This is a genomic window from Stenotrophomonas sp. CC22-02, from assembly GCF_004365115.1.
Classification (GTDB): domain Bacteria; phylum Pseudomonadota; class Gammaproteobacteria; order Xanthomonadales; family Xanthomonadaceae; genus Stenotrophomonas; species Stenotrophomonas forensis.
This window is the reverse complement of record NZ_SOCO01000001.1, coordinates 2,723,178-2,744,314: the sequence shown is the minus strand read 5'-3', so window position 1 is coordinate 2,744,314 and position 21,137 is coordinate 2,723,178. Positions and strand designations below refer to the sequence as shown.

General features: G+C 68.1%; 22 protein-coding genes. 9 read left to right on the top strand and 13 right to left on the bottom strand.

The genetic code is table 11. The features are described 5' to 3' along the window. Positions 1-20 precede the first annotated feature (20 nt). Positions 21-1,658, top strand: a complete 1,638-nt coding sequence (locus N440_RS12685; RefSeq protein ID WP_133935291.1) for an acyl-CoA dehydrogenase family protein — start codon at positions 21-23, stop codon at positions 1,656-1,658. 279 nt (positions 1,659-1,937) lie between these two features. Here the strand turns inward: N440_RS12685 and N440_RS12680 are convergent, their stop codons facing one another. The 3 genes from N440_RS12680 to N440_RS12670 form a co-directional block, all read right to left on the bottom strand. Then, the gene (locus N440_RS12680; protein ID WP_006461120.1) at positions 1,938-2,348 is read right to left on the bottom strand and encodes a hypothetical protein; all 411 of its coding nucleotides are present in this window, start codon (positions 2,346-2,348) and stop codon (positions 1,938-1,940) included. 157 nt (positions 2,349-2,505) lie between these two features. Then, positions 2,506-2,847 (bottom strand): hypothetical protein, encoded by a 342-nt coding sequence (locus N440_RS12675; protein WP_004153024.1) that lies wholly within the window; start codon positions 2,845-2,847, stop codon positions 2,506-2,508. A 124-nt stretch (positions 2,848-2,971) separates the two neighbouring features. Next, positions 2,972-4,147, bottom strand: coding sequence for a thiolase family protein (locus N440_RS12670; protein ID WP_133935290.1), 1,176 nt, complete (start codon positions 4,145-4,147; stop codon positions 2,972-2,974). Between the two features lie 183 nt (positions 4,148-4,330). Here N440_RS12670 and N440_RS12665 point away from each other — a divergent pair, with 183 nt between their 5' ends. Next, positions 4,331-7,183 (top strand): autotransporter serine protease, encoded by a 2,853-nt coding sequence (locus N440_RS12665; RefSeq protein ID WP_133935289.1) that lies wholly within the window; start codon positions 4,331-4,333, stop codon positions 7,181-7,183. A 45-nt stretch (positions 7,184-7,228) separates the two neighbouring features. Here the strand turns inward: N440_RS12665 and N440_RS12660 are convergent, their stop codons facing one another. Beyond that, positions 7,229-8,326, bottom strand: coding sequence for a Glu/Leu/Phe/Val dehydrogenase dimerization domain-containing protein (locus N440_RS12660; RefSeq protein ID WP_133935288.1), 1,098 nt, complete (start codon positions 8,324-8,326; stop codon positions 7,229-7,231). A gap of 279 nt (positions 8,327-8,605) precedes the next feature. On the opposite strand from N440_RS12660, the gene N440_RS12655 reads away from it, so the two are divergent. Further along, complete coding sequence (locus N440_RS12655) at positions 8,606-9,679, top strand: HDOD domain-containing protein (protein ID WP_133935287.1); 1,074 nt, start codon at positions 8,606-8,608, stop codon at positions 9,677-9,679. Positions 9,680-9,682: 3 nt separating this feature from the next. On the opposite strand, the gene N440_RS12650 is transcribed toward N440_RS12655, so the two are convergent. The 3 genes from N440_RS12650 to N440_RS12640 form a co-directional block, all read right to left on the bottom strand. Further along, positions 9,683-11,272 carry a phospholipase D family protein gene (locus tag N440_RS12650; protein WP_133935286.1) on the bottom strand — a complete coding sequence of 530 codons (1,590 nt, stop codon included), beginning with the start codon at positions 11,270-11,272 and terminating at the stop codon, positions 9,683-9,685. Between the two features lie 91 nt (positions 11,273-11,363). Further along, the gene (locus N440_RS12645) at positions 11,364-12,062 is read right to left on the bottom strand and encodes an RNA pseudouridine synthase (protein WP_133935285.1); all 699 of its coding nucleotides are present in this window, start codon (positions 12,060-12,062) and stop codon (positions 11,364-11,366) included. 56 nt (positions 12,063-12,118) lie between these two features. Then, positions 12,119-12,619 carry a M48 family metallopeptidase gene (locus N440_RS12640; RefSeq protein WP_133935284.1) on the bottom strand — a complete coding sequence of 167 codons (501 nt, stop codon included), beginning with the start codon at positions 12,617-12,619 and terminating at the stop codon, positions 12,119-12,121. Between the two features lie 62 nt (positions 12,620-12,681). Between N440_RS12640 and N440_RS12635 the strand changes: the two genes are divergently transcribed. Then, the gene (locus N440_RS12635; protein WP_133935283.1) at positions 12,682-13,239 is read left to right on the top strand and encodes a DUF2058 domain-containing protein; all 558 of its coding nucleotides are present in this window, start codon (positions 12,682-12,684) and stop codon (positions 13,237-13,239) included. Positions 13,240-13,409: 170 nt separating this feature from the next. Continuing rightward, the gene (locus N440_RS12630; RefSeq protein WP_133935282.1) at positions 13,410-13,676 is read left to right on the top strand and encodes a DksA/TraR family C4-type zinc finger protein; all 267 of its coding nucleotides are present in this window, start codon (positions 13,410-13,412) and stop codon (positions 13,674-13,676) included. A gap of 662 nt (positions 13,677-14,338) precedes the next feature. Here N440_RS12630 and N440_RS12625 read toward each other — a convergent pair. Both N440_RS12625 and N440_RS12620 read right to left on the bottom strand, forming a co-directional pair. Then, positions 14,339-14,932, bottom strand: coding sequence for a mechanosensitive ion channel family protein (locus N440_RS12625; protein ID WP_006462204.1), 594 nt, complete (start codon positions 14,930-14,932; stop codon positions 14,339-14,341). A 34-nt stretch (positions 14,933-14,966) separates the two neighbouring features. Continuing rightward, the gene (locus N440_RS12620) at positions 14,967-15,146 is read right to left on the bottom strand and encodes a hypothetical protein (RefSeq protein ID WP_008268616.1); all 180 of its coding nucleotides are present in this window, start codon (positions 15,144-15,146) and stop codon (positions 14,967-14,969) included. Between the two features lie 126 nt (positions 15,147-15,272). Between N440_RS12620 and N440_RS12615 the strand changes: the two genes are divergently transcribed. Genes N440_RS12615 through N440_RS12605 form a run of 3 tightly spaced genes read left to right on the top strand, consistent with a single transcriptional unit; the run spans position 15,273 to position 17,273 of the window. Then, positions 15,273-15,851, top strand: coding sequence for a sigma-70 family RNA polymerase sigma factor (locus N440_RS12615; protein WP_049456129.1), 579 nt, complete (start codon positions 15,273-15,275; stop codon positions 15,849-15,851). Beyond that, complete coding sequence (locus N440_RS12610) at positions 15,848-16,381, top strand: hypothetical protein (protein ID WP_133935281.1); 534 nt, start codon at positions 15,848-15,850, stop codon at positions 16,379-16,381. Before N440_RS12615 ends, N440_RS12610 begins: the two co-directional genes overlap by 4 nt. A 10-nt stretch (positions 16,382-16,391) precedes the next feature. After that, positions 16,392-17,273 carry a DUF4097 family beta strand repeat-containing protein gene (locus tag N440_RS12605; protein ID WP_133935280.1) on the top strand — a complete coding sequence of 294 codons (882 nt, stop codon included), beginning with the start codon at positions 16,392-16,394 and terminating at the stop codon, positions 17,271-17,273. A 49-nt stretch (positions 17,274-17,322) separates the two neighbouring features. Here the strand turns inward: N440_RS12605 and N440_RS12600 are convergent, their stop codons facing one another. The 3 genes from N440_RS12600 to N440_RS12590 all read right to left on the bottom strand — a co-directional run bounded on the left by N440_RS12600 (position 17,323) and on the right by N440_RS12590 (position 19,401). Then, entirely contained in the window at positions 17,323-17,505 is a 183-nt protein-coding gene (locus tag N440_RS12600; RefSeq protein ID WP_049456126.1) for a hypothetical protein, read from the bottom strand. 11 nt (positions 17,506-17,516) lie between these two features. After that, complete coding sequence (locus N440_RS12595; protein WP_080354961.1) at positions 17,517-17,810, bottom strand: YkgJ family cysteine cluster protein; 294 nt, start codon at positions 17,808-17,810, stop codon at positions 17,517-17,519. Between the two features lie 229 nt (positions 17,811-18,039). Beyond that, the gene (locus tag N440_RS12590; protein ID WP_133935279.1) at positions 18,040-19,401 is read right to left on the bottom strand and encodes an Hsp70 family protein; all 1,362 of its coding nucleotides are present in this window, start codon (positions 19,399-19,401) and stop codon (positions 18,040-18,042) included. 170 nt (positions 19,402-19,571) lie between these two features. On the opposite strand from N440_RS12590, the gene N440_RS12585 reads away from it, so the two are divergent. Then, positions 19,572-19,907, top strand: coding sequence for a zinc ribbon domain-containing protein YjdM (locus tag N440_RS12585; protein ID WP_006462284.1), 336 nt, complete (start codon positions 19,572-19,574; stop codon positions 19,905-19,907). 7 nt (positions 19,908-19,914) lie between these two features. On the opposite strand, the gene N440_RS12580 is transcribed toward N440_RS12585, so the two are convergent. Continuing rightward, complete coding sequence (locus N440_RS12580) at positions 19,915-21,066, bottom strand: transglutaminase domain-containing protein (RefSeq protein ID WP_133935278.1); 1,152 nt, start codon at positions 21,064-21,066, stop codon at positions 19,915-19,917. Positions 21,067-21,137: the final 71 nt, after the last annotated feature.

Sequence of the window (21,137 nt, the reverse complement as noted above, 5' to 3'; positions counted from 1 at the left end):
TTGCCGCCAGGACGGACCGGATGAGTGGACCCAGCATCAGCAGCAATGCCCCCTTTGAAACCCATGTGGTGCTGAACCAGCCGCCACCGTTCGCCGGCCGCCAGCTGTGGACCGATGATGTGGCGTTGATGGACGCGGTGCAGCGGGAGGGCGCCGGCGGCTTCGCGCCGCGCCTGGCGGTATACGGCGCGCTGGCCGGTGACGAACTGTACCGGCTCGGCTTCGATGCCAACCGTGATCGGCCACGACTGCGTACGCATGATGCGCAGGGCCATCGCATCGATACCGTGGAGTTCCATCCGGCCTACCACCAGCTGATGGGCACGGCGAAGCAACATGGCGTGGCTGGGCTGTCGTGGCACGAGCCGCAGCCCGGCGCACATGTCGCGCGCGCGGCCCTGAGCTACCTGCATCACCAGGCCGAGGCGGGCACCAGCTGCCCGTTGACCATGACCCACGCCGCAGTGGCGGTGCTGAGCCCGCACCCGCATCTGGCCGAGTGGGCGCGCAAGGCCGCTGCGCCGGTCTACGACCCACGCGACGTGCCGGTGGCGGACAAGGCCGGCATCACCCTGGGCATGGGCATGACCGAGAAGCAGGGCGGCTCGGACGTGCGGGCCAACAGCACGCGCGCCGAACCGATCGATGGCGAGCGCTACCGCCTGGTCGGCCACAAGTGGTTCTTCTCCGCGCCCATGTGCGATGGCTTCCTGGTGTTGGCACAGGCACCTGGCGGGCTGACCTGCCTGCTGATGCCGCGCCGGTTGGCCGATGGTGACCGCAATGCGTTCCGGCTGATGCGCTTGAAGGACAAGCTGGGTGACTGGGCCAATGCGTCCAGCGAAGTCGAGTTCTGTGGCGCACAGGCGTGGCGCGTGGGCGAGGAGGGGCGCGGTGTGGCCACCATCATCGGCATGGTGATGATGACCCGCCTGGATTGCATGCTGGGCGCTGCGGCGGAGATGCGCATGGCATTGGCACAGGCACTGCACCATGCGCGCCATCGACGTACCTTCGGCACGCTGCTGGTCGATCACCCGCTGATGGCCAACGTGCTGGCCGATCTGGCGTTGGAGTCAGAAGCGGCCACGGTGTTGTCGATGCGTATCGCGCGCGCGGTGGATCGTGCCGGCGTGGATGGCAACGAAGCGGCACTGGCGCGGCTCGGCACGGCCCTGGGCAAGTATTGGGTATGCAAGCGTGCGGCCGCGTTCGTCAATGAAGCACAGGAATGCCTGGGCGGCGCCGGCTATGTGGAGGAATCGATGCTGCCGCGGCTGTACCGGCAGGCACCGTTGAATTCGATCTGGGAGGGCAGCGGCAACATCCAGTGCCTGGACGTGCTGCGCGCGCTGGCACGTGAGCCCGAGGCGATGGTGGCGCTGCGTGGCGAGCTGGCCGCGGTGGCCGATCGTGATGCGCGCTATGCGGCCGCCCTGCAGCGCTGGGCGGCGGCACCGCCGCCGGAAGAATCGCAGGCGCGGATGTTCTGCGAGCGCACAGCGCTGCTGTTGCAGGCGGCGCTGCTGTTGCGTGCACGCAGTCCGATGGCCGAGGCATTCGTGCGCAGCCGGTTGGAAGGGGAGCATGGGCTGGCATTCGGGACGCTGCCGGTGGGGCTGGATCTGTCGGGGATGCTGGCGCGCGCGTTGCCGTAGGCGGCGTCCAACGGCGGAGCCCCGCGTGGTGGACGCTGATATCGGCGGTGGCCGCGCGAGTGGGTTGCGCAGGGGACGCCGTGAACCCGTCCCTGGGGGCTTGGCCGCGGCATCCATGCCGCGGACACCGCTGCGCAACCCACTCGCGCGGCCTCGGACGGTTTCCGTGCCGTCCACCACGGAATCAACAGAAAGAGCAGAGAGCGGAAAGCAGAAAAGCCGCGGCAGTGCCGCGGCTTTTCCTGTGGCGCCGAGCGCATGCCCGGCTGCCGGTATGCCTCAGTGCTTGGCTTCTTCCTTGGCGGCGTTGGCCTTCGCGTCATTGGCGACATCGCGGGCCTTGTCGGCGACCTTCTGGGCGGCGTTGGCGGTGGCGTCGCTGGCGTGAGCCGCGGCGTCGGTGGCAGCGTCCTTGGCCTTGTCGGCGGCATTGGCGGTAGCGTCTGCGGCCTTGTCCAGCGCCTGCTGGGTATCGGCAGCCGCCTGTTCGGAGGCGGCGGCGGTCTTGTCGGCGGCTTCGCGGGTGGCGGCGGCGGCCTTGTCGACAGCGTCGCGGGCGGCAGCGCCAGCGCTGTCGGCGGCCTGCTGTGCGTCCTGCTTGGCCTGTTCGGCTTCCGGGCCCTTGCAGGCGGCCAGTGCCAGCAGCAGGGAGGCGGCCAGCAGGGTAGTGGTGATCGGACGAATCTTCATGGCGGACTCCGGTGCTGCAATGGATGGGGACGCCAGCCTATTCATGCCGTTGTGAAGACGGGGTGGCGATGCACTGGCTCAACCGCCGGCATCGGCGCAAAGAAAAAGCCGCTGGCGAACCAGCGGCTTTTCCAGAACAGCGTGAAGAAAGAAGTTATTACTTCTTGGCTTCTTCAGCAGCGTCCTTGGCCTTCTCGGCGGTGCCTTCGGCAGCCTTGGCAGCGTCGGCAGCAGCGCCGGCAGCAGCGTCGGTGGCAGCAGCGCCAGCCTGGGCAGCGGCGTCAACCGAAGCGTCAGCAGCGGTGGCGGCGGTGTCAGCGGCCTGCTGGGCAGCGTCGGCGGTCTGGGCGCCAGCAGCGGCGGCCTGGTCGGCAGCAGCCTGGGCTTCGGTGGCGGCTTCGTTGGCCGAAGCAGCGGCGTCCTGGGCAGCTTCCTGCTTCGAGCAGGCGGCCAGGGCCAGAGCCAGGGACATCGCGACCAGCAGCTTGTTGATGCTCATTGTGTGAATCCTCGTCGTTAGAATTAGGCAACGCGCATGCTGCGCGCCGACAACATGATGACAAGCCAATATTGGGTGTCAAGCGATCCCGCATTCATTTTTGCGAAATCATCGTTAAATCTTTTTAAATCAATTCGATGGCAATTGCCGTCGCTTCGCCGCCGCCGATGCAGAGGGTGGCAATGCCGCGCTTGCCACCGCGCGTGCGCAGCGCGTTGACCAGGGTCACCACCAGGCGTGCACCCGAGGCACCGATGGGATGGCCCAGGGCGCAGGCACCGCCATTCACGTTGAGCTTGTCGTGCGGGATGCCAAGCTCACGCATCGGCGCCATCGCCACCACGGCAAAGGCTTCGTTGATTTCGAACAGATCGACCTGGTCCAGCGACCAGCCGGTCTTGGCCAGCAGCGTGTGCAGCGCGCCGATCGGCGCGGTGGTGAACCATTCCGGTTCCTGCGAGTGGGTGGCGTGGCCGACGATGCGGGCCAGCGGGGTGATGCCACGCGCGGCAGCATCTTCCTCGGTCAGCAGGACCACGGCGGCCGCGCCATCGGAAATGCTGGAGGAACTGGCGGCGGTGACGCTGCCGTCCTTCTTGAAGGCCGGACGCAGGGTCGGGATCTTGGCGATGTCCGAGCGGCCCGGCTGCTCGTCGATGGCGACCTCGATCTCTCCCTTGCGGGTGGCGACCTTCACCGCGACGATTTCATCGGCGAACGCGCCATTGGCCTGCGCGGCCTGCGCACGCTTGACCGATTCGATGGCGTAGGCGTCCTGCTCCTCGCGGCTGAACTGGTACTTGTCCACGGCGCATTCGGCGAATTCGCCCATCGCCTTGCCATCGTAGGCATTGACCAGGCCGTCGTGGGCCATGTGGTCGACCGCCTGGAAGTTGCCGAAGCGGTTGCCGGTGCGCGAGTTCGGCAGCATGTGCGGCGCGTTGGACATCGATTCCATGCCGCCGGCGACCACGATGCTGGCCGAGCCGGCCTTGATCAGGTCATGACCGAGCATGATGGTCTTCATGCCCGAGCCGCAGACCTTGTTGAGGGTGGTGGCACCGGTGGACAGGGGAATGCCGGCGGCAATCGCCGCCTGGCGCGCGGGCGCCTGGCCGAGGTTGGCCGGCAGCACGCAGCCCATGAGGACCTCGGAGACGTCGCCGGCCGGAACTCCCGACTGCTCCAGGGCGGCGCGGATGACGGCCGCCCCCAGGGTCGGGGTCGGCACGCCATTGAACTGGCCGAGGAAGGAGCCGATGGCGGTGCGCTTGGCGGCGGCGATGACGATGTTGGACATGGCAATCTCGTTGATGCGTAAGCAATGTTCGGAAAGGAGACCGGAGGCCGTTGGAAGCGCCCCGGTTTCCCGGCAGACTGCGTGGGGGTCGGCCCAAGTATAGAGGGTCGCGGAGGGCCGTCGCTGGGCGCGGCCGCATGCCAGCCAGGATCACGGCCGGCCAACGTTCATGGGAAGGAATCGATGGAACGCACGACGATGGTGAAGTCTGCCCTGGGTACCGCGCTGGCCATGGCGCTGACAGCATGTGGCGGAGGTGGAGGCGGCAGCAATGTGCGCATCGATCCACCGCCGACTACGCCGCCCACCACGCCGCCGCCCACGACCCCGCCCCCCACGACGCCGCCGCCGGCCAAGCCGCAGGAGCCGGCCTTCGATGCGCATCTGTCAGTCACCAACGCGCGGGCCGCACAGGCGGCCGGTCTGACCGGGCAGGGCGTGCGCATCGGCATCGTTGATTCAGGGGTGCAGCGCAATGCGGTGGCGCTGAACGGGCGGGTGCTGGCCAACCTCAACTACATCGATCCGGCCAGGAACAACCTGGCGGTCGACGATGTGGTTGGCCACGGCACGGCGGTGGCCAGCCTGGCCGCCGGTGCAGCGGTGGGAACGTGGCCGGGAGGCATCGCGCCGGGGGCGCAGATCGTATCCGCGCGGATCATTTCCGACACGCCGCCAACCGATGACGGCAGTGGGCGCGGCAATGCCTTCAGCGGTCCGCTCGGCGTGGCGCAGGTCCACCAGGACCTGATCAGCTACAACGTGAAGGTGATGAACAATTCGTGGGGCGGCCTGTACTGGACCGACCTGCCGACCACCGCGCAGGTGGCGGCCGAATACCGCCCGTTTGTCATCAACCACGGCGGCCTGGTGGTGTTCGCTGCCGGCAATGATGCACGCACCGAACCCAGCAGCCTGGCCGCGCTGCCCAGCCAGAAAGGCGTGGCCGGCACGCTTCCGGCGGCCGACCTGGAGCGCGGCTGGCTGGTTGCGACCGCGGTTGATCCCTACACGCCGGGCGCACTGGCCAGCTATGCCAATGCCTGCGGCCAGGCGGCCCGCTACTGCCTGGCGGCGCCGGGCAGCGCGGTCTATCCCGACGCCAGCGGCGGCAGCTATTACTGGAACTACGGCACGTCATTCGCCGCGCCGTTGATCTCCGGTGCGGCGGCGCTGGTCTGGCAGCGTTTCCCGTACTTCAACAACGATCTCGTGCGGCAGACCCTGCTGGGCACCGCCAAGGACATCGGCGCGCCCGGCGTGGACCCGGTGTTCGGCTATGGCCTGCTCGACATCGGCCGAGCGATCAATGGCCCGGGGCGCTTCGACTGGGGGGATGTGGTCGCCAATGTGGATGTGGCCTCGACCGGCTCGCTGTGGAGCAACGACATCGTCGGCAGTGGCGGCCTGGTCAAGCAGGGCAGTGGGACCCTGGTGCTGGGCGGCAACAACAGCTACACCGGTGCCACCCGCATCGAGCGCGGCATCCTGTCGCTGCAGAACGGCGGTGTCATCCGTTCCAACGTGACCATCCTCGGCCAGTCCGACCCGGACTCGACCGGCCTGCAGTTCAACGGCGGCACGCCGCGGGTGATCGGCAACGTGGTCAACGGCAGCAGTGTGTTCCTCACCACCGGCAACACCACCGCTACCATCGAAGGTGACTACACGCAGCAGGCCGGCGCACAGCTGATGATCGCGCTCGGTGCCAATGCGCTGCAGGTCACTGGCAACGCGAGGATCGACGGCGGCGTGCGCGTGCATGGCTTCGTCTCCGGCTACGTGCCACGCGACGGCAGCCGCCAGGATCTGATCCATGCCGCAGGCGGCCTCAGCGGCACCTTTGCTGCACCGGCTACGTCCAGTGGCCTGCAGGGCCTGTCACTGCTGCAGACCAGTTATGGCTATGACAGCAACACGGCCTGGTTGAACCTGGCCCAGGTCAGTGTCACTTCTGCCGCCAGTGGACTGAGCGCCTCTGCGCAGGCTGCGGCGCAGCGCGTGGACGGCGCGTTCAACGCGCTGGATCGCAGCGGTGGCCTGCAGGGTTCGCCGTTCGGCGCGGCCGCCGGCGCGCTGCAGTGGACCGGCGGTGGTCGTGATGGCCTGGCCGCCAGCCTGCAGAGCCTGTCGGGGCAGGCGCATGCGCGGGCCGAGGCGGCCACGTTCGACAGCATCGACATGTCACGTCGCGCGATCGCCGAACGTTTCGATCGGGTGCAGGCGGCACCGCGGCTGCGCGGCACCTGGCAGAGCGCCTTGGGCGAGGCCGGGCAGGGCAGCTTCGCCGGCAACAGCGCCGACAGCCGCGGCTGGATGGCTGGCCAGGATCTGGCCTTGGGCACCAACGGGCTGATGGGCGTGGCCTTCGGCGAGACCCGCAGCAACGGTGGCAGCAGTTTTGATGGCGATCGCGGTCGTGATCGCCAGGCGCAGGCGCAGTTGTATGCCGGCTGGAATCTGGGGCGTGGCTATGCGCTGGCCCAGTTCGGCAGCGGTCAGTTCACCCGTGCGCTGGATCGCCAGCTGCTGCTGGGTGCCGGCGCCTACGGTGTCTCTGCGCGCTACGGCGGGCGCTTCAGCAGTGCCAGCGTGGAAGGCGGCTATCGCTTCGGCCGTGCCGGTGCGTCGCTGACGCCTTACCTGGGCGCCAGCACCACGCGCGTGGAGACCGACGCCTTCCAGGAGATGGGTGGTTTCGGCTTCGGCCTGCGTGGCGATGCCAACCGCGTGCAGCGCAGCCAGATGCTGGCCGGTGTGCGCGGTGAGCGTGGATGGGGGCGATGGACGCTGCGCGGTCATGCCGAGTGGCAGCAACGGCTCGATGGCGCCGATGCGGATTGGCAGGCCAGTTTCGTCGGCGTCGATGCCTGGGCGCCACTGGCGGGCTGGAACACGTCGCGTGGAAGTGCGCTGTTCGGCGTGGCGCTGGAATCGTGGTGGGGCCGCAATGGCCGCCTGAGCCTGGGCTTCGACCAGCGTGTCGGTGGCGAAGGCGCGCGGCAGGCGGCCCTGCGCTACAGCACCGGGTTCTGAGTGATCGGTCGCGCCGGGCCAGGCCCGGCGCGACCCTCCGCAGGCTCAGCCGCCGCGCAGGTTGCCCAAGCGCGGGGTACTGCGGCCCAGTGGCATCTTCAGCTTGCCGATCGACAGGATGCGGCTTTCGGCGATGCGGTCGGCGGCACGCTGCGGCGCGATGTTCTCGCGCTGCGACAGTTCGAAGATGCGGGAGAGGTTGTGGTAGATGCTGCGGATCAGGCGCATCGCGCGTTCGCGGTTGTAGCCGTCGATCTCCAGCGACACGTTCATCACGCCACCGGCGTTGACCGCGTAATCCGGCGCATACAGGATGCCGCGCGCATGCAGCTCGTCGCCGATTTCCAGGCTCGACAGCTGGTTGTTGGCGGTGCCGCAGATGATCTTGGCCTTGATCCGCGGCAGGGTGTCGGCATTGATCGCGCCTTCCAGTGCGCACGGCGCAAACACATCCGCGTTGACCTCGTGGATCTCGTCCGGCTTGACCGCTTCGGCGCCGAAATCGCTGACCGCACGATCGACCAGCGCACTGTCCAGGTCGGTGACATACAGCTTGGCGCCGCGGTCGCGCAGCAGCTTCACCAGCTCCATGCCGATGTGGCCCAGGCCCTGCACCGCGATGCTGGTCTTGCCTACTTCTTCATGCCCGAACTTGAAGCGCATCGCCGCCATCAGCGCCTGCAGCGCACCGTAGGCGGTGAACGGCGCCGGATCGCCGGAGCCGCCATGGACCTGGTGCACGCCGGTCACGAACTGGCTCTCCAGGTAGATGTTCTCCATGTCGTTGACGTCGGTACCGACGTCCTCGGCGGTGATGTAGCGCCCGCCCAGCGAATCAACGTAACGGCCGAAGGCGCGGAACAGCACCTCGGTCTTGTCCACCTTCGGGTCGCCGATGATCACCGCCTTGCCACCACCGACATTGAGGCCGGCCAGCGCATTCTTGTAGGTCATCGTCCGGCTCAACCGCAGCACGTCGGCCAGCGCCTCGTCGGTGCTGGCGTAGGGGCGCATGCGCACGCCGCCTAGGGCCGGGCCCAGGGTGGTGTTGTGGATGGCGATGATCGCCTTCAGCCCGGCATCGTGGTTGTGGCAGAACACCACCTGTTCATGGCCGGTGGTGGCGAGGGTTTCGAATAGCATGGCATCTCCGATGGCGCGAACAGCGGCGAACTGCGGCGAACGGCCAGTGAACGGTAGGGTCCCAAAAACAAAAAAAGCGACGTCGTCGGTGCAGGGGGACGGGTCGCGCGGCGCCATTCTAGTCCATTCCTCCGGCTGCTGCCGTCGACATCGGCGGGCTTCTGGTTAAAGAAGATGAAAGCGCGGCCGATGCTGCGACGACGGCGGGTCGCCGGATTCATGTGAAGAGGCAGGACGGTCAGTGACGGCAAAGGCAGCACAACGACAGGGCGGGCGGCGATGACGCCGGCCTGGTGGCGATCGCTGCGCGCGTGGCTGGCGCGCTCGACCGGAGCGGCGCCGTCGCGGTTGGCGGCAGCGTCGCGGCAGGCGGTGGCTGCCGCCGCGGCCAGCCTGCAGGGCGAGGCCCTGCCGCCGGGTGAGATCGCCGCGCACCTGCAGCGCGGCCTGCATGCGCTGGCGCTGTATCCGCGGCTGGCCGGCGAGCCCACGCCGGTCCAGGACCCGGCGCTGGGCGAGGCGGTGGCGCGCGCGCTGCAGGATCGCGACTGGGCGGCCCGGCACCTGCCCCGCCGCCCGCAGCTGCTGCCGCAACTGATCCAGACCGTCAACGACGACGCGGCCTCGGCGCGGGTGATGGCGGCGATCATCGGCCAGGACCCGGTGCTGACCGGCAACCTGCTGCGCATCGCCAACAGCCCGGCCTACAAGGTGCACGAGCGGCCCGTGGAAAGCCTGCAGCGGGCGGTGACCCTGGTCGGCACCGAAGGCGTGCGCCAGATCATCAGCGCGGTGCTGGTGCAGCCGGTGATGCAGGTGCAGTGCGAGGTGTTCCCGCAGTTCAGCACGATCATCTGGGAACATGCGTTGCTGGCTTCGCGCGCGGCCGCCGACCACGCACGCACGGTCACCTTCGGCGATGCCTTCGCCGCGCAGTGGCTGGGACTGGTGCAGGGGCTGGGCGCTGCGCTGGTGATGCGCCAGCTGCTGCAGGAAGCGCAGGCGCGCGGCGAAACCGTGGAGCCGACCCTGGCCCTGCAGCTGCTGCAACAGTGGTCGTTGCCGCTGGCACAGCGCGTGGCGGCGGCCTGGGAACTGCCCGAACCGGTGCACCAGGCACTGGCACGGGAAGCGGACGGACCGCTGGCCGATAGTCTGCGGCTGGCCAGCGCCGCTGCGGCTGCCAGCCTGCTGTGCCGGCACGGACATGCCAGCCAGAACCGCATGCTGGCCCTGCTCGAACAACTGCCGTCGGCACCCCCGCATACCCTGCGCTGGATCTGGCGGCGCCTGCACGGGCGCAGTGTGGAAACGCGGGATGAGGCCGGGCAGGAGGCATCGCCGTCGCCCTGAGCGCTACAGCTGCGATTCCACCGGCAGCCAGCTGATCACCCGTGCAGTCCAGCGCTTGCCCAGGCTTGCCCCGGGTTCGGCCTCCACCCAGTGCGGCGGCGGCTGCCGCTCCAGCCAGCGCAGCGCATCGTCGTGGCCCAGGGCCAGCCACCAGCTGTGCGCAGGGCTGGCCAGGCGCAGGTACTCGTCGCGCAGCTGCGCACCCAGCACCGGATCGTCGAACAGCACGCCCATCTCGGTATTGAGATAGGCCGAGCGCGGATCGAGGTTGAACGAGCCGACGAAACCGCGGCGGTCATCGACCACGAACGCCTTGGTATGCAGGCTGGCCCCGCTGCTGCCAAACAGGCTGGTATCCGGCTGGCCGTGTGCCTTCAGTTCGTACAGCTGCACACCGGCCTTCAGCAATGGTACGCGGTAGCCCATGTAGCCGCCGTGCACCGCAGCCACGTCGTTGGCGGCCAGCGAGTTGGTGACCACGCCCACCTGGGCGCCGCGCGCAGCCAGTCCCGAAAGGCCCTCCACGCCATCGCTGCCGGGCACGAAGTAGGGCGAGATCAGCAGTGCGCTGCGACGGGTGGTTGCCAGCTCGTCGCTGAGCGTAGTGACCAGCCAGTGGCGGCGATCATCGTCGCGGTGCTTCATCGGCGGATCGGAGGCGATGCGCACGTTCGCGCTCCAGTGCAGGGGCTCCGGCGCAGGCCGCTGCAGGCCGCGCGATGCGGCTACGCGTTGCAGGTAGGGCTGCGCCCTGGCATGCAGCGCGTCCAGGTCCGACTGCCGCACGAGTTGCCGCAGCTGTTCATCGCTGTAGGAGGCCAGCGCGGAAATCGGAATGGCCGTGCTGCTGTTCCAGTAATCGTCGAAGATCCGGTTGGCCTGCTGCACGGCCGGTCCGGCCACCACCAGGTCAAGATCCTGGAAGTTCACATCGTCGCGTGCACTGAAGTATTCCTCGCCGATGTTGCGGCCACCGACGATCGCGATGCGGCCATCGGCGATCCAGCTCTTGTTGTGCATGCGGTGGTTCACGCTGAAGGCGCGTTGCACCAGCTCCAGCGTGCGTGCGATGCCACTGCGGTTGCGGAACGGGTTGTACAGGCGGATCTCGATGTTGGGATGCGCATCGAGCGCCATCATCAGCGCATCCTTGTCCCTGGCGTTCATGTCGTCGAGCAGGATGCGCACGCGCACGCCGCGCTCGGCGGCGTCATACAGCGCCTTGGCCATCAGGTGGCCGACCAGATCGTCGTGCCAGATGTAGTACTGCAGGTCCAGGCTGCGCCCTGCGTGCGTGGTGATCATCGCGCGGGCCGCGAACGCATCCATGCCATCGCTGAGGAAGGCCACGCCGGACTTGCCGGGATGGGCCTCCTGCAGTGGCACGATCTGCTGATCGATGCGGGTCTGCGCCGGCTGCAGTGGCAGTACGTGCGACGACGCGCCCTGTGCCTGCGGTGTGAGATGGTCGGCCAGCAGCAGGCCGGACAGCACCAGCAGCAACACGGCGGCGACGATGATCGCAGCGACACGCAACAGGCGTCGCCACAGGGGCTTGGGCGGACTCATGCCCCGATGGTAGATCCACGCCATGCGTGGATGAAAGCCGGAAGACCCATTGCAATGGATCCACGCCGTGCGTGGATGGCTTCTTCAGGCAATGTCATGCCATGCGTGGATGCGGTCAGAACCGCTCGTCACTGCCCAGGTAGCGCCACTGGCCCGGCGGCAGCGGCCCGAGTGCCACGCGCCCGATACGCAGGCGACGCACGGCTGCGACCTGCAGCCCGGCGGCGGTCACCGCCACGCGCAGGCCCTTGGCGGTCAGCCCCTTGCCGGCAAAGCGCAGGCGCTGTTCGCTCTGCCAGCTGACCTTGGCGCCGCCGGATTCCTGCTGCAGCCGTGCCATCAGCCACGGCCCACGCTCGGGGCCACCCTCGGCCACTTCGATCAGGTACTCCTGCTCGGTGCGGCCCAGGTTGCGCTGCAGATGGGCCAGCGTGGCAGGATCCTGGCTGACCACCACCAGGCCGCTGTCGCTGGCAGGCAGTGCGGCGGCCAGCTGCAGGCCGTGGAAATGGCGCTGCAGCGGACGGATGCCGCTGGCATCAAGCTCGCTGCGGCTGTCACTGCTGACCAGCGCGCACAGGGTCTCGGCGGCGACGCCGGCCGGCTTGTGCAGCAGCATGCTGACCCGTTCGGCCTTGTCATCGCTGGCCTGCTCGGCCACCACGATCACCGCGTTGTCGTCGACCGGGCGCTGCGGCTGTTCCACCACCTCGCCATCGACCGTGACCCAGCCACCCTCGATGTAGCGCCGGGCTTCGCCGCGCGGGATGCCGAGCAGGGCGGACAGGCGTTTGTCGAGACGGATCGGTTCCATGGCGGGCAGGTCGGTCAGGTCGGGCAGGGGGCGCGCAGTGTAGCTGCTGCGGCCGCTCAGCGCTGGCCGCGGTTGACCAGCTCGGTCAGGTACAGGCGGGTATCGAACTCCAGCTGCAGGTAGTCCGGCTCCATGTGCTGGCACAGCTGGTAGAAAGCCTTGTTGTGGTCGGCTTCCTTCAGGTGGGCCAGTTCATGCACCACGATCATGCGCAGGAATGCCGCCGGCGCCTGGCGGAACACGGTAGCGATGCGGATCTCGCGGCTGGCCTTGAGGCGGCCGCCGTGTACACGGGAGATGGCGGTGTGGGTGCCCAGCGCGTGCTTGATCACCTCCAGCGTGTTGTCGTAGCAGACCTTGTTGAGCGGCACCGACTTGCGCAGGTAACGGTCTTTCAGTTCCTGCGTGTACTCGTACAGCTGGCGATCGCTGCGCACCTCGTGCGGGTCCGGGTAGCGCTGCTGCAGCCAGGGCCCCAGCTTGCCCTGCGCCAGCAGTTCGCTGACCTGGGCGACCAGGGGCTCGGGATAGCCGGTGAGGTACTTCATCACTGCCATGCAGGGGCGGCGGGGCGTCGGTAGAATGGGGCCTCCAAGATTACACGCGGTACGCATCGACCATGGCAAAGCCCAACGCGCTGCAGGAACAATTGCTCAAGGCCGGCCTGGCCAAGAAGTCGCAGGCCAGTGCCGCAGCGAGCGCGCAGGCCAAGGCCCGCCAGGGCAAGGCCGAATCGACCTCGGCCGAGGTCCAGCGCGAAGCTGAACGCGCCCGCGCCGAGAAGGTCGAGCGTGACCGCGCACTGGCTGCCGAGCGCAATGCCCAGGCCAGGCAGGCTGAACAGAAGGCCCAGGCCAGGCAGATCATCAGCGCCCACGCCGTGCCCCACAAGGGCGATGACGAATACCGCTTCAGCGACGGCGCGGCGATCCGCACCCTGCTGATCGACCCCAAGCTGCGCAAGGCACTGTCGGTGGGCGTGCTGGTCATTGTCGCGCACGGTGAAGGCTATGCGCTGCTGCCGCGTGCCGCCGCCGAGAAGGTGCGTGAACGCGCCCCGGAAGCGATCATCGTCGACCACGGCCAGCCGGGCTCGACCGCCGAGATCTCCACCGGCAACGCCGAGGACGACGCCTACTACGCCCAGTTCCAGGTGCCGGACGACCTGGTCTGGTAAGCAAAAAGGGGACGGAGGGGATTAAGCCGCAATCGGCTCGATCGAACCCGTCCGCGTTCTGTTCGTCTTCCTGAAGAGCGGCCGAGCACGGCTCGGCTCCACATGAAGGCCTGTCTTTTTGCCGGCGTGTATCGTCCCCATATCAGGCGACACACCTGCGGAGGATGGCCATGGCCACCGGTTGGGCGGGAGATGGTGCGGTCCAGGACCAGATCGACGCTACCGTTGATGATGCGATTGCCCGCGCGCGGCGCCAGCTGCGCCAGGGTCCGGGTCTGGAACACTGTGAGGAATGCGACGCGCCGATCCCGTTGGCGCGGCGCCAGGCCGTGCCTGGGGTGCGCCTGTGCGTGGCCTGCCAGCAGGCGCTGGATGATGAGCAACACGCGCACAGCGGCTACAACCGGCGCGGCAGCAAGGACAGCCAGCTGAGGTAAGGGTTTTGTTGCAGGGCTGCGCCCTGCACCTGCAGATGCCTCAAGCCAAGGCAACAGCAAAAGCAAAAGCAATAGCTTGCGTTCCGCGGGTTAGCGGGGCGGTGTCGGAGTGCGGGGACGCCGTGAACCGTCCATGGGGGCTTGGCAGCCGCTTGCTCGTGTGCGCGTTCCTGCGCACACGGCAAGACCGGGGTTGGGCGTCCTGCCCAACCCGCCCGAGGCATGCCTCGGGCCCATGCGGCTGACACCCCGCACTCCGACACCGCCCCACCTTCGACAGGTTCACGCCGCTGTTGGCAACGGCGGCCGTTGGAACGCGCGGCTGTTGGTAGGTGTCGACCCTGGTCGACACGACTTTTCTGTCAGATATCGAATGAATCATCCACGCATGGCGTGGCTCTACTGTGTCGACCAAGGTCGACACCCACCAGAGCGGAACGCCGTTCCGGCAGCTCGCGGAAATCTGTCGAAGGCGGGGTGGGGCCGGTTGAGGGGGCGTGAGCCGCATGGATGCGGCGACCGAGCCTACATGGACGTATTTACGGCGCCCCCCTCAACCGGACCCCCCCCGCCAACCCACGGAATGCCGGCTTTTGCTGTTGTTCTGGCGATTGACGTGGATTCGGCGGGTGCAGGGCGCAGCCCTGCAAAGAAAAACCCCCTCAGCCGTCGCCCTGGATCCCGCCGGGGGCCTGCGCCGGGTCGCGCCAGCGACGCACCGTGCGCTGGAAGAACAGGTTGTTCGGCAGCTGCAGCACCGTGCCTTCGTGGCCGTCACCGGTTTCCTGCAGCGTCGTGTAGATCAGGTTCACGTCGATCACCCGGCCCTTCAGCCCAGGTTTCTCGCCGTTCTCCAGCACCTCGATGTAGTCGTGCAGGCGGAACGGACGGGTGGTGAAGATCAGCAGCGTGCAGAAGATGTTGGACAGCACGCTCCAGGCCGCGAAGAAGGCCACCGCGCCCACCGCGGCGAAGCCGGTGAAGGCGGTCCAGAGCACTGACGGTTTCGCGCCGAGCAGGCTGAGGATGTACAGCAGGGCACTGAAATAGACCACGAAGCTGGTGATCCGGCGTGCGCCCATCACCATTTCCGGCGGCAGCGTGTAGTGCTCGGCGAAGCGGCGGATCAGGCGACGGGCGAGCAGCCGCAGCAGCCAGGCGACCAGCAGCACCAGCACGATCTGCAGAGCAACGCCGGCGTAGTTCAGCCAAGGGTGAGTCCAGGGCGGCAGGTGGTCCTTCAGCGACAACATCATGGGGCGACTACGGCGGGGGGAACGGCCCCCGATGTTACCCGGCGCGTGCGGCGGATTCGACCGTGGGCGTCCAGGCCAGGCAGACCAGCTCCTTGCGATGCTGCTGCAGGCAGGCGCGGCCGTTGTCGGGGCGAAGCTGCAGCGACAGGCCCAGCACCTGCAACAGGACGCAGGCGGCGATCACCAGCAGGGCGGCGCAGGATGGGCTGGACATGGCAGGACTCCCGGACGGCGTTTTCACGAAGGACCTTGCATGGATGCAGCGGCCGCCGAAAAGGTTGCAGGGAATCGATCATCATCCGGCTCTAAACCTTTTTCCGGGCCGGCGCATCCAAGCGATATGCTCGACACCACCATGCCCGCGCCGCCTGCCGCCAACGACACCGTCGACGAACCCGCCTTGGTGCGGGCGGCGGCCGCTGGCGATACCGCCGCGTACGAACTGCTGTACCGGCGCCATGCGCCCCGCGTATTTGCCGTGCTGTGGCGGCTGTGTGGGGGGCAGCAGGCGCGTGCCGAAGATGCGCTGCAGGAAGCCTTCCTGCAGGCCTGGAAGGCGCTGCCGGGGTTCCGTTTCGAGAGCAGCCTGTCGACCTGGCTGCATCGGCTGGGCGTCAATGCCGCCCTGATGGAACTGCGTGGGCGCGCGGCCGGGCAGGACCACGACAGTCTGGAGGAGGTCGACGGCGGATTGCAGGAACTGGCGGTGCATGACCGCTGTGCCGGCACCGAGCGCGACCTGGAGCGCGCGCTGTCGACGTTGCCACCACGGGCACGTGCGGTACTGGTATTGCACGATATTGAAGGCTGGAAACACCAGGAAATCGCCGAGCAGCTGCAGATGGCTGTCGGCAGTTCCAAGGCACAGTTGCATCGTGCGCGCGGTTTGTTGCGTGCACGGCTGGGAGACATGACATGACGACACACGACTACGATTCCGATTCCGCGCTGCTGGCACGCCTGCGTGCCCTGCCCAGTGAACGCAGCGTGCCCGCCGATGGCTGGGAGCGACTGTCGAGCCGGCTGCCACCGCGTGAACCAGCGTCGGCACCTGCAGCGGATGGCAATGTGGTGGCCCTGCCCATGCGTCCGAGGCGGCGCTGGTGGCTGCCGGTGGGCGCGGCGCTGGCGGCCAGCCTGGCGGTGTATGCGGTGGCGCCATGGCGCCATGCGCAACCCGGCATGCCGGCGCCGTCCGCGCTGCAGTTGCAGGCCGCGGCGATGACCGAGCAGTACCAGCAGGCCGTCGCTTCGCTGCCCGATGGCCGCGCACCGGAATGGCAGCCGGCCCTGCACGAACTCGATGAAAGTGCCGCGCAGATCCGCGCCGCACTGGCGCAGGACCCACGTGCGCCGCACCTGCTTGGCCAGCTCAAGCGCACCTATGCGCTGCGTCTGGAACTGACCCGGCAGGCGGCCTATGCCGCCGAGTCCGGCCTGGCAACCTGAGGAGACCCCCATGACCCGAACCCTGATTTCCTGCTGTGTGGCGCTGTTGCTGGCACCCTCGCTGGCGCTGGCCGACACCCGTATCGACGAGCGCCACACGCTGGCCGCCGGCGGTCGCATCGAACTGAGCAATGTTGCCGGCAAGGTGACCGTGCGCGGCTGGGACCGCAACGATGTGCAGCTTACCGGCACGCTCAGTGACGGCCTGCAGCTGCGCCAGGAGAAGAGCGCCAATCGCGTGCGCTGGGAGATCGAGTACCCGCGCCGCAACAACAACGGTGGCGCCACCCTGGTGCTGAATGTGCCGCGCTCGGTGGAACTGCTGCTGAGTACGGTCAGCGCCAGCCAGGACATCAGCGGCATCGACGTACGCCGCCTGCAGGCCGATACGGTCAGCGGCAGCCTGAGCGCGGCCGGGCGCAGTGGCGACAGCAAACTCAACACGGTCAGCGGCAGTGTCAGTGCACGCCTGCAGACCCCGAAGCTTGACGTCAATACGGTCAGTGGTCGGATCGAGGCCGGTGGCGGCGTATCCGGTGATATCGGTGCGCAGACCGTGTCCGGCCGGGTCGAGGTGGACGCCGGGCGCGTGCAGCGGCTGGCGGTTGAGACCGTGTCGGGCAGCATCGAGCTGGCAGCGGCCGGGTTGGCACCGGGTGGCCGCATCAATGTCGAATCGGTGAGCGCTTCGGTCACGCTGAGCCTGCCGCGCACGGTATCGGCGCAGCTGTCGGTGAACAGCTTCAGCGGTTCGATCAACAGCGATGCCGGGCAGGTGGAGCGGCCGCGCTACGGGCCGGGCAGCCACCTCGACACGCGGCTGGGCGGCGGTGATGGTGACATCCGCATCCAGTCGCATTCGGGCAGTGTGCAGGTGCGCCTGGATCGCTGAGCGCGGTCCGGCAGGCCGCGGCGGCAGCGCCGCCGCGGTCGGTACTGGGTCAGCTGGCTTTCTTCAGCGCCCAGGTGGTGCCGAGGACTTCGATCTTGCCACCGGCCTTGCGGAACGCAGCCAGGTCCGAAGCGATCGAATCACTGCTGACCACGGTGCTGGCGGTCGCGCCCTTGCGTTCGCTGCGGATGCTGTTGCTGGCCTTCGCGGGGGTCTTTGCCTTGCGGGGCATGGTTGCTCCTGTCAGGTGGAAGGGGAGGAAAGCGCCCAGGCATCAGCCTGGCGCAGGTAATCCTGCCGCTCGCGGCGGCAGTCATCGCCGCCCATCGAAAACTGGCGGCAGATCGCCGGGCGCTGCGAATAGATCGTGCAGCGCAGGTGATAGGGATCGATCGCCGCGCACCAGCCTTCCTCGTTGCGTGCCATCACGGCACGGCCGTGGGCATCACGCGAAAGGAACTGGCCAGGCACGTGGTCGCCGGGCTGCAGCAGCACGGGCAGCCGGCAACAGACCGCGTCACAACGGCGGCAGTCGATGGGTGCAGGTGCTGCGTCAGGTTGTAAGGCCTCTGGGGCCTGGCGGGTGCCCAAAGCGGGTCTCGATGGCGGCTCCGGTGGTACGCGGACCATGAACGAGCCAGGAAGGCATGGCCGCTAGGCCCGCAGGGCGGGCCGGGCTGCACGGAAGACACGCACCGGCGTGGCCGGCGGAAGGTGCAGCTGGGTTCTAGCCGACCAAGAGTAACTTAGACCGCGTAACGTTTTGTTAATCCTGGCTGGCTGCCGCCAGCGCAAGGCCCTGGACCACCCCCAGCGAGGGGTCGCCGTGGACCATGCGGGCGCCCGGGAAGGCCTCGGCCACGGCCTGGCGCAGGTAGCCGGCACGGGACATGCCACCGGTCAGGAACACCGCGTCCGGATCGCCACCGATGTCGCTGCGGACCTGGGCCAGCAGCTCGCGGATCTGCTCCAGGTACCCATGCGCGGCGGAGGCCAGGCCGTCGGCGCTGCTGTCGGCATGCAGGTCGCGCGCGATGTAGTCCAGCGTGCTGCGGTGTTCACTGGCGGCGCTGAGGGCGATCTTGGCGCGTTCGACATCGCGGTACAGGCGCGCGGTATTGCCGGTGTCCTGCAGGGCCTGCAGGCGGTCGCCCCAGGGCGCGTCCACATGGTCGTACTTGTGCAGGCGGAAATCGCGCTGCCGGGTCATGTCCTGCACGGTGGCCGCCTCCACGTAGTGGTGGGCCGGTACGCGGGTGATGCCGCGGCCGAACAGCGGCATGTAGCTGGACAGGCTCAGCGCCAGGTCGATGTCGGTGCCACCGCGGGCGATACCCCAGGCGCGGTGGATGCGCGGTGCGTCGTCGCCGCCGACTTCGGCATGCGCGATGTCGGTGGTACCGCCGCCGATGTCGACGATCACGGCCTGGTGCCGCTCGCGGCTTTCGGCGTGGTAGTGCATGGCCGCCGCCGCCGGCTCTTCGAGAAAATCGATCTGGTCGAAGCCGGCCTGGGTGGCGGCCTCGCGCAGGATGTCCAGCGCCTGGTCGTTGCCGGCCGCGCCGATCGAACTGCGGAACTGTACCGGGCGGCCGAGCAGGGCGGCACGCAGCGGGCGGCCAAGCTGGGCGCTGGCGGTCAGGCGGATGTGTTCAAGGATATGCGCGGCGATACCGGTGATGGTCTGCCTGGCGCGCGGGTGCAGGTTGTAGCCCAGCATCGACTTCGGGCTCTGCACCAGGTTGCCTTCGTGTTCCTCGAAGTACGCTTCCAGTGCCTCATCACCGTAGACCGCGTTCTGCAGCAGGTCGCTGGCACTGCGTTCCTGACCGGCCCGGGCTTCCATCCACTCGCGGCGCAACGCGCGCAGGGCTTCGCGGCGCAGCGCCTGTGGCGTGCGTTCCTGGCCGGCGGCACGCGCTGCGCGGGCGGCGCTGTCGATCATCTGCTGCAGCTGGTGTTCCTGGCCGTCGTCGAGCTGGAAATCGTCCGGGTCGGGCACCACGCCGGGGAAGTACACGCTGGTGCGGAACTGCTCGGCGTCGCCGAAGCGGATCGGCAGCAGTTTTCCCTCATGCACGATGGCGGCGGCGGAGTTGCTGGTACCGAAGTCGATGCCGAGGCGCATGGGGAATTCCGGGGACGATCAGGGGCCGCGCACTCTGCTGCAGTTCGCGGCCGACTGCAAGTTCCAGCGTCCTGCCGTGAAGGAGGGCTGCCGCCGCCCCTCCCGGCGGAATGGGAAAAAGGCCGGCCGGTTACAATGGCGGCTGTTGATTCATTTTGAGGTACTTGCCGATGTCGTCCGCCCCCGCCTGCCCGCAGTGCACCCTGGAAAACACCTATGCCGATGGCGCGCTGTGGATCTGCGCCGACTGCGGCTTCGAGTGGACCGCCGAGGAAAGCGCCGGTTCGACCCTGGTCGTGCGTGACAGCAACGGCAACACCCTGCAGACCGGCGACACCGTCACCGTGATCAAGGACCTGAAGGTGAAGGGCTCCTCGATCCCGCTGAAGCAGGGCACGGTGATCCGCAACATCCGCCTGGTCGAGGACGATGCCGAGCACATCGAAGGCAACTCGGACAAGATCAAGGGACTGGTCCTGAAGACCTGTTTCCTCAAGAAGGCCTGACCGGACCTCAGCGCCTGGCCTGCTGCGCGCGCCAGCGCGCCAGGCTGTCCAGCTTGGCCTGGTAGCGCGCCTGCTCCTGGGCCCCGCCCAGTTCCTGCGCGCGCAGCATTTCGCGATCGGCGCGCTTGAGCTGGCCGGCCAGGAAATAGACCCGCGCCAGCCCGAAGTGGAACTGGTGCGCGGTGTCATACAGGCGCACCGCCTGGCGGTAGTAGCGGATCGCCGCATCCAGCTGGCCCGCACGCTCGGCCTTGGCGCCCAGCATGTACTGCGCGAACGGGTCCTCGCGCTGCACCGACGTCAACCGACGTTCCAGCGCCAGCGCCTGCGCGGTCAGGCCCAGGCTGCGGAACAGGGCCGAGGCATTGGTCAGCGCGGCATCCTGGCGTCCATCCAGCTGCAGCGACCTGTCCAGCGCCTGTCGTGCGCCTTCGTTGTCGCCTGCGCGATGGTCGAGCACGCCGACGTTGTTCCAGACCGGAGCGAACCCGCTGTCCTGGGCCAGCGCCGCGTCGAAGAACGCGCGTGCGCCCACCAGGTCACCTTCGGCAAGGTACTCGGCGCCGCGGTTGTTGTAGAAATGCGCCAAGGCCCGCGCACGGCTGACCGGAACCGGCCCGCGCCGGTCGTAGAGCACGTTGCGGTCGAGGTCGACCGTACCGAAACGCCCGCCGACGTCGACGCCGGCGTTGACGTGCCCGACGTTGTAGACCACGCCGTTCTGCTGGTCCTGGTACCACGACACCACCTGTCCCACTTCCTGCACGCGGGCCTGGATGCCGGCTTCGCGGGCAAGCGTCACGAACAGCAGGGTGAAGGCCAGGCAGTTGGCCTGGCGGTGCTGCCAGATCTCGCTGACGGTGTAGGTCGCATTGGCGTCGTACTGCAGGTCCAGCCCGTGCTGGTCGAAGATCATTTCCACCAGCGACTGCAGGCGCTGGTCGCGGGAGTAGCTGCGCTGGATCACCTGCTTCTGCAGCATCGCGCGCAGGTCCGCCGGAATGGCGAACACCTCGTCCGGTGTCGGCACGCGCGGGGCCGACACGGTGATGGTCGGAGTGGTCACCACCGCTGCAGGTGGCGCCGGGTCCGCGCCGAAGGCCGGCGCACAGAGGGCGAGCAGCGAAAGGGCCAGGCAAGGGACGGAAGGGCGGTACATGACAGCTCCCGGCAGCGGCGGGCGCTCCCGCCTGTGGCGAGTGTAGACCCAAGGATGTTCCGCTGCAGCGA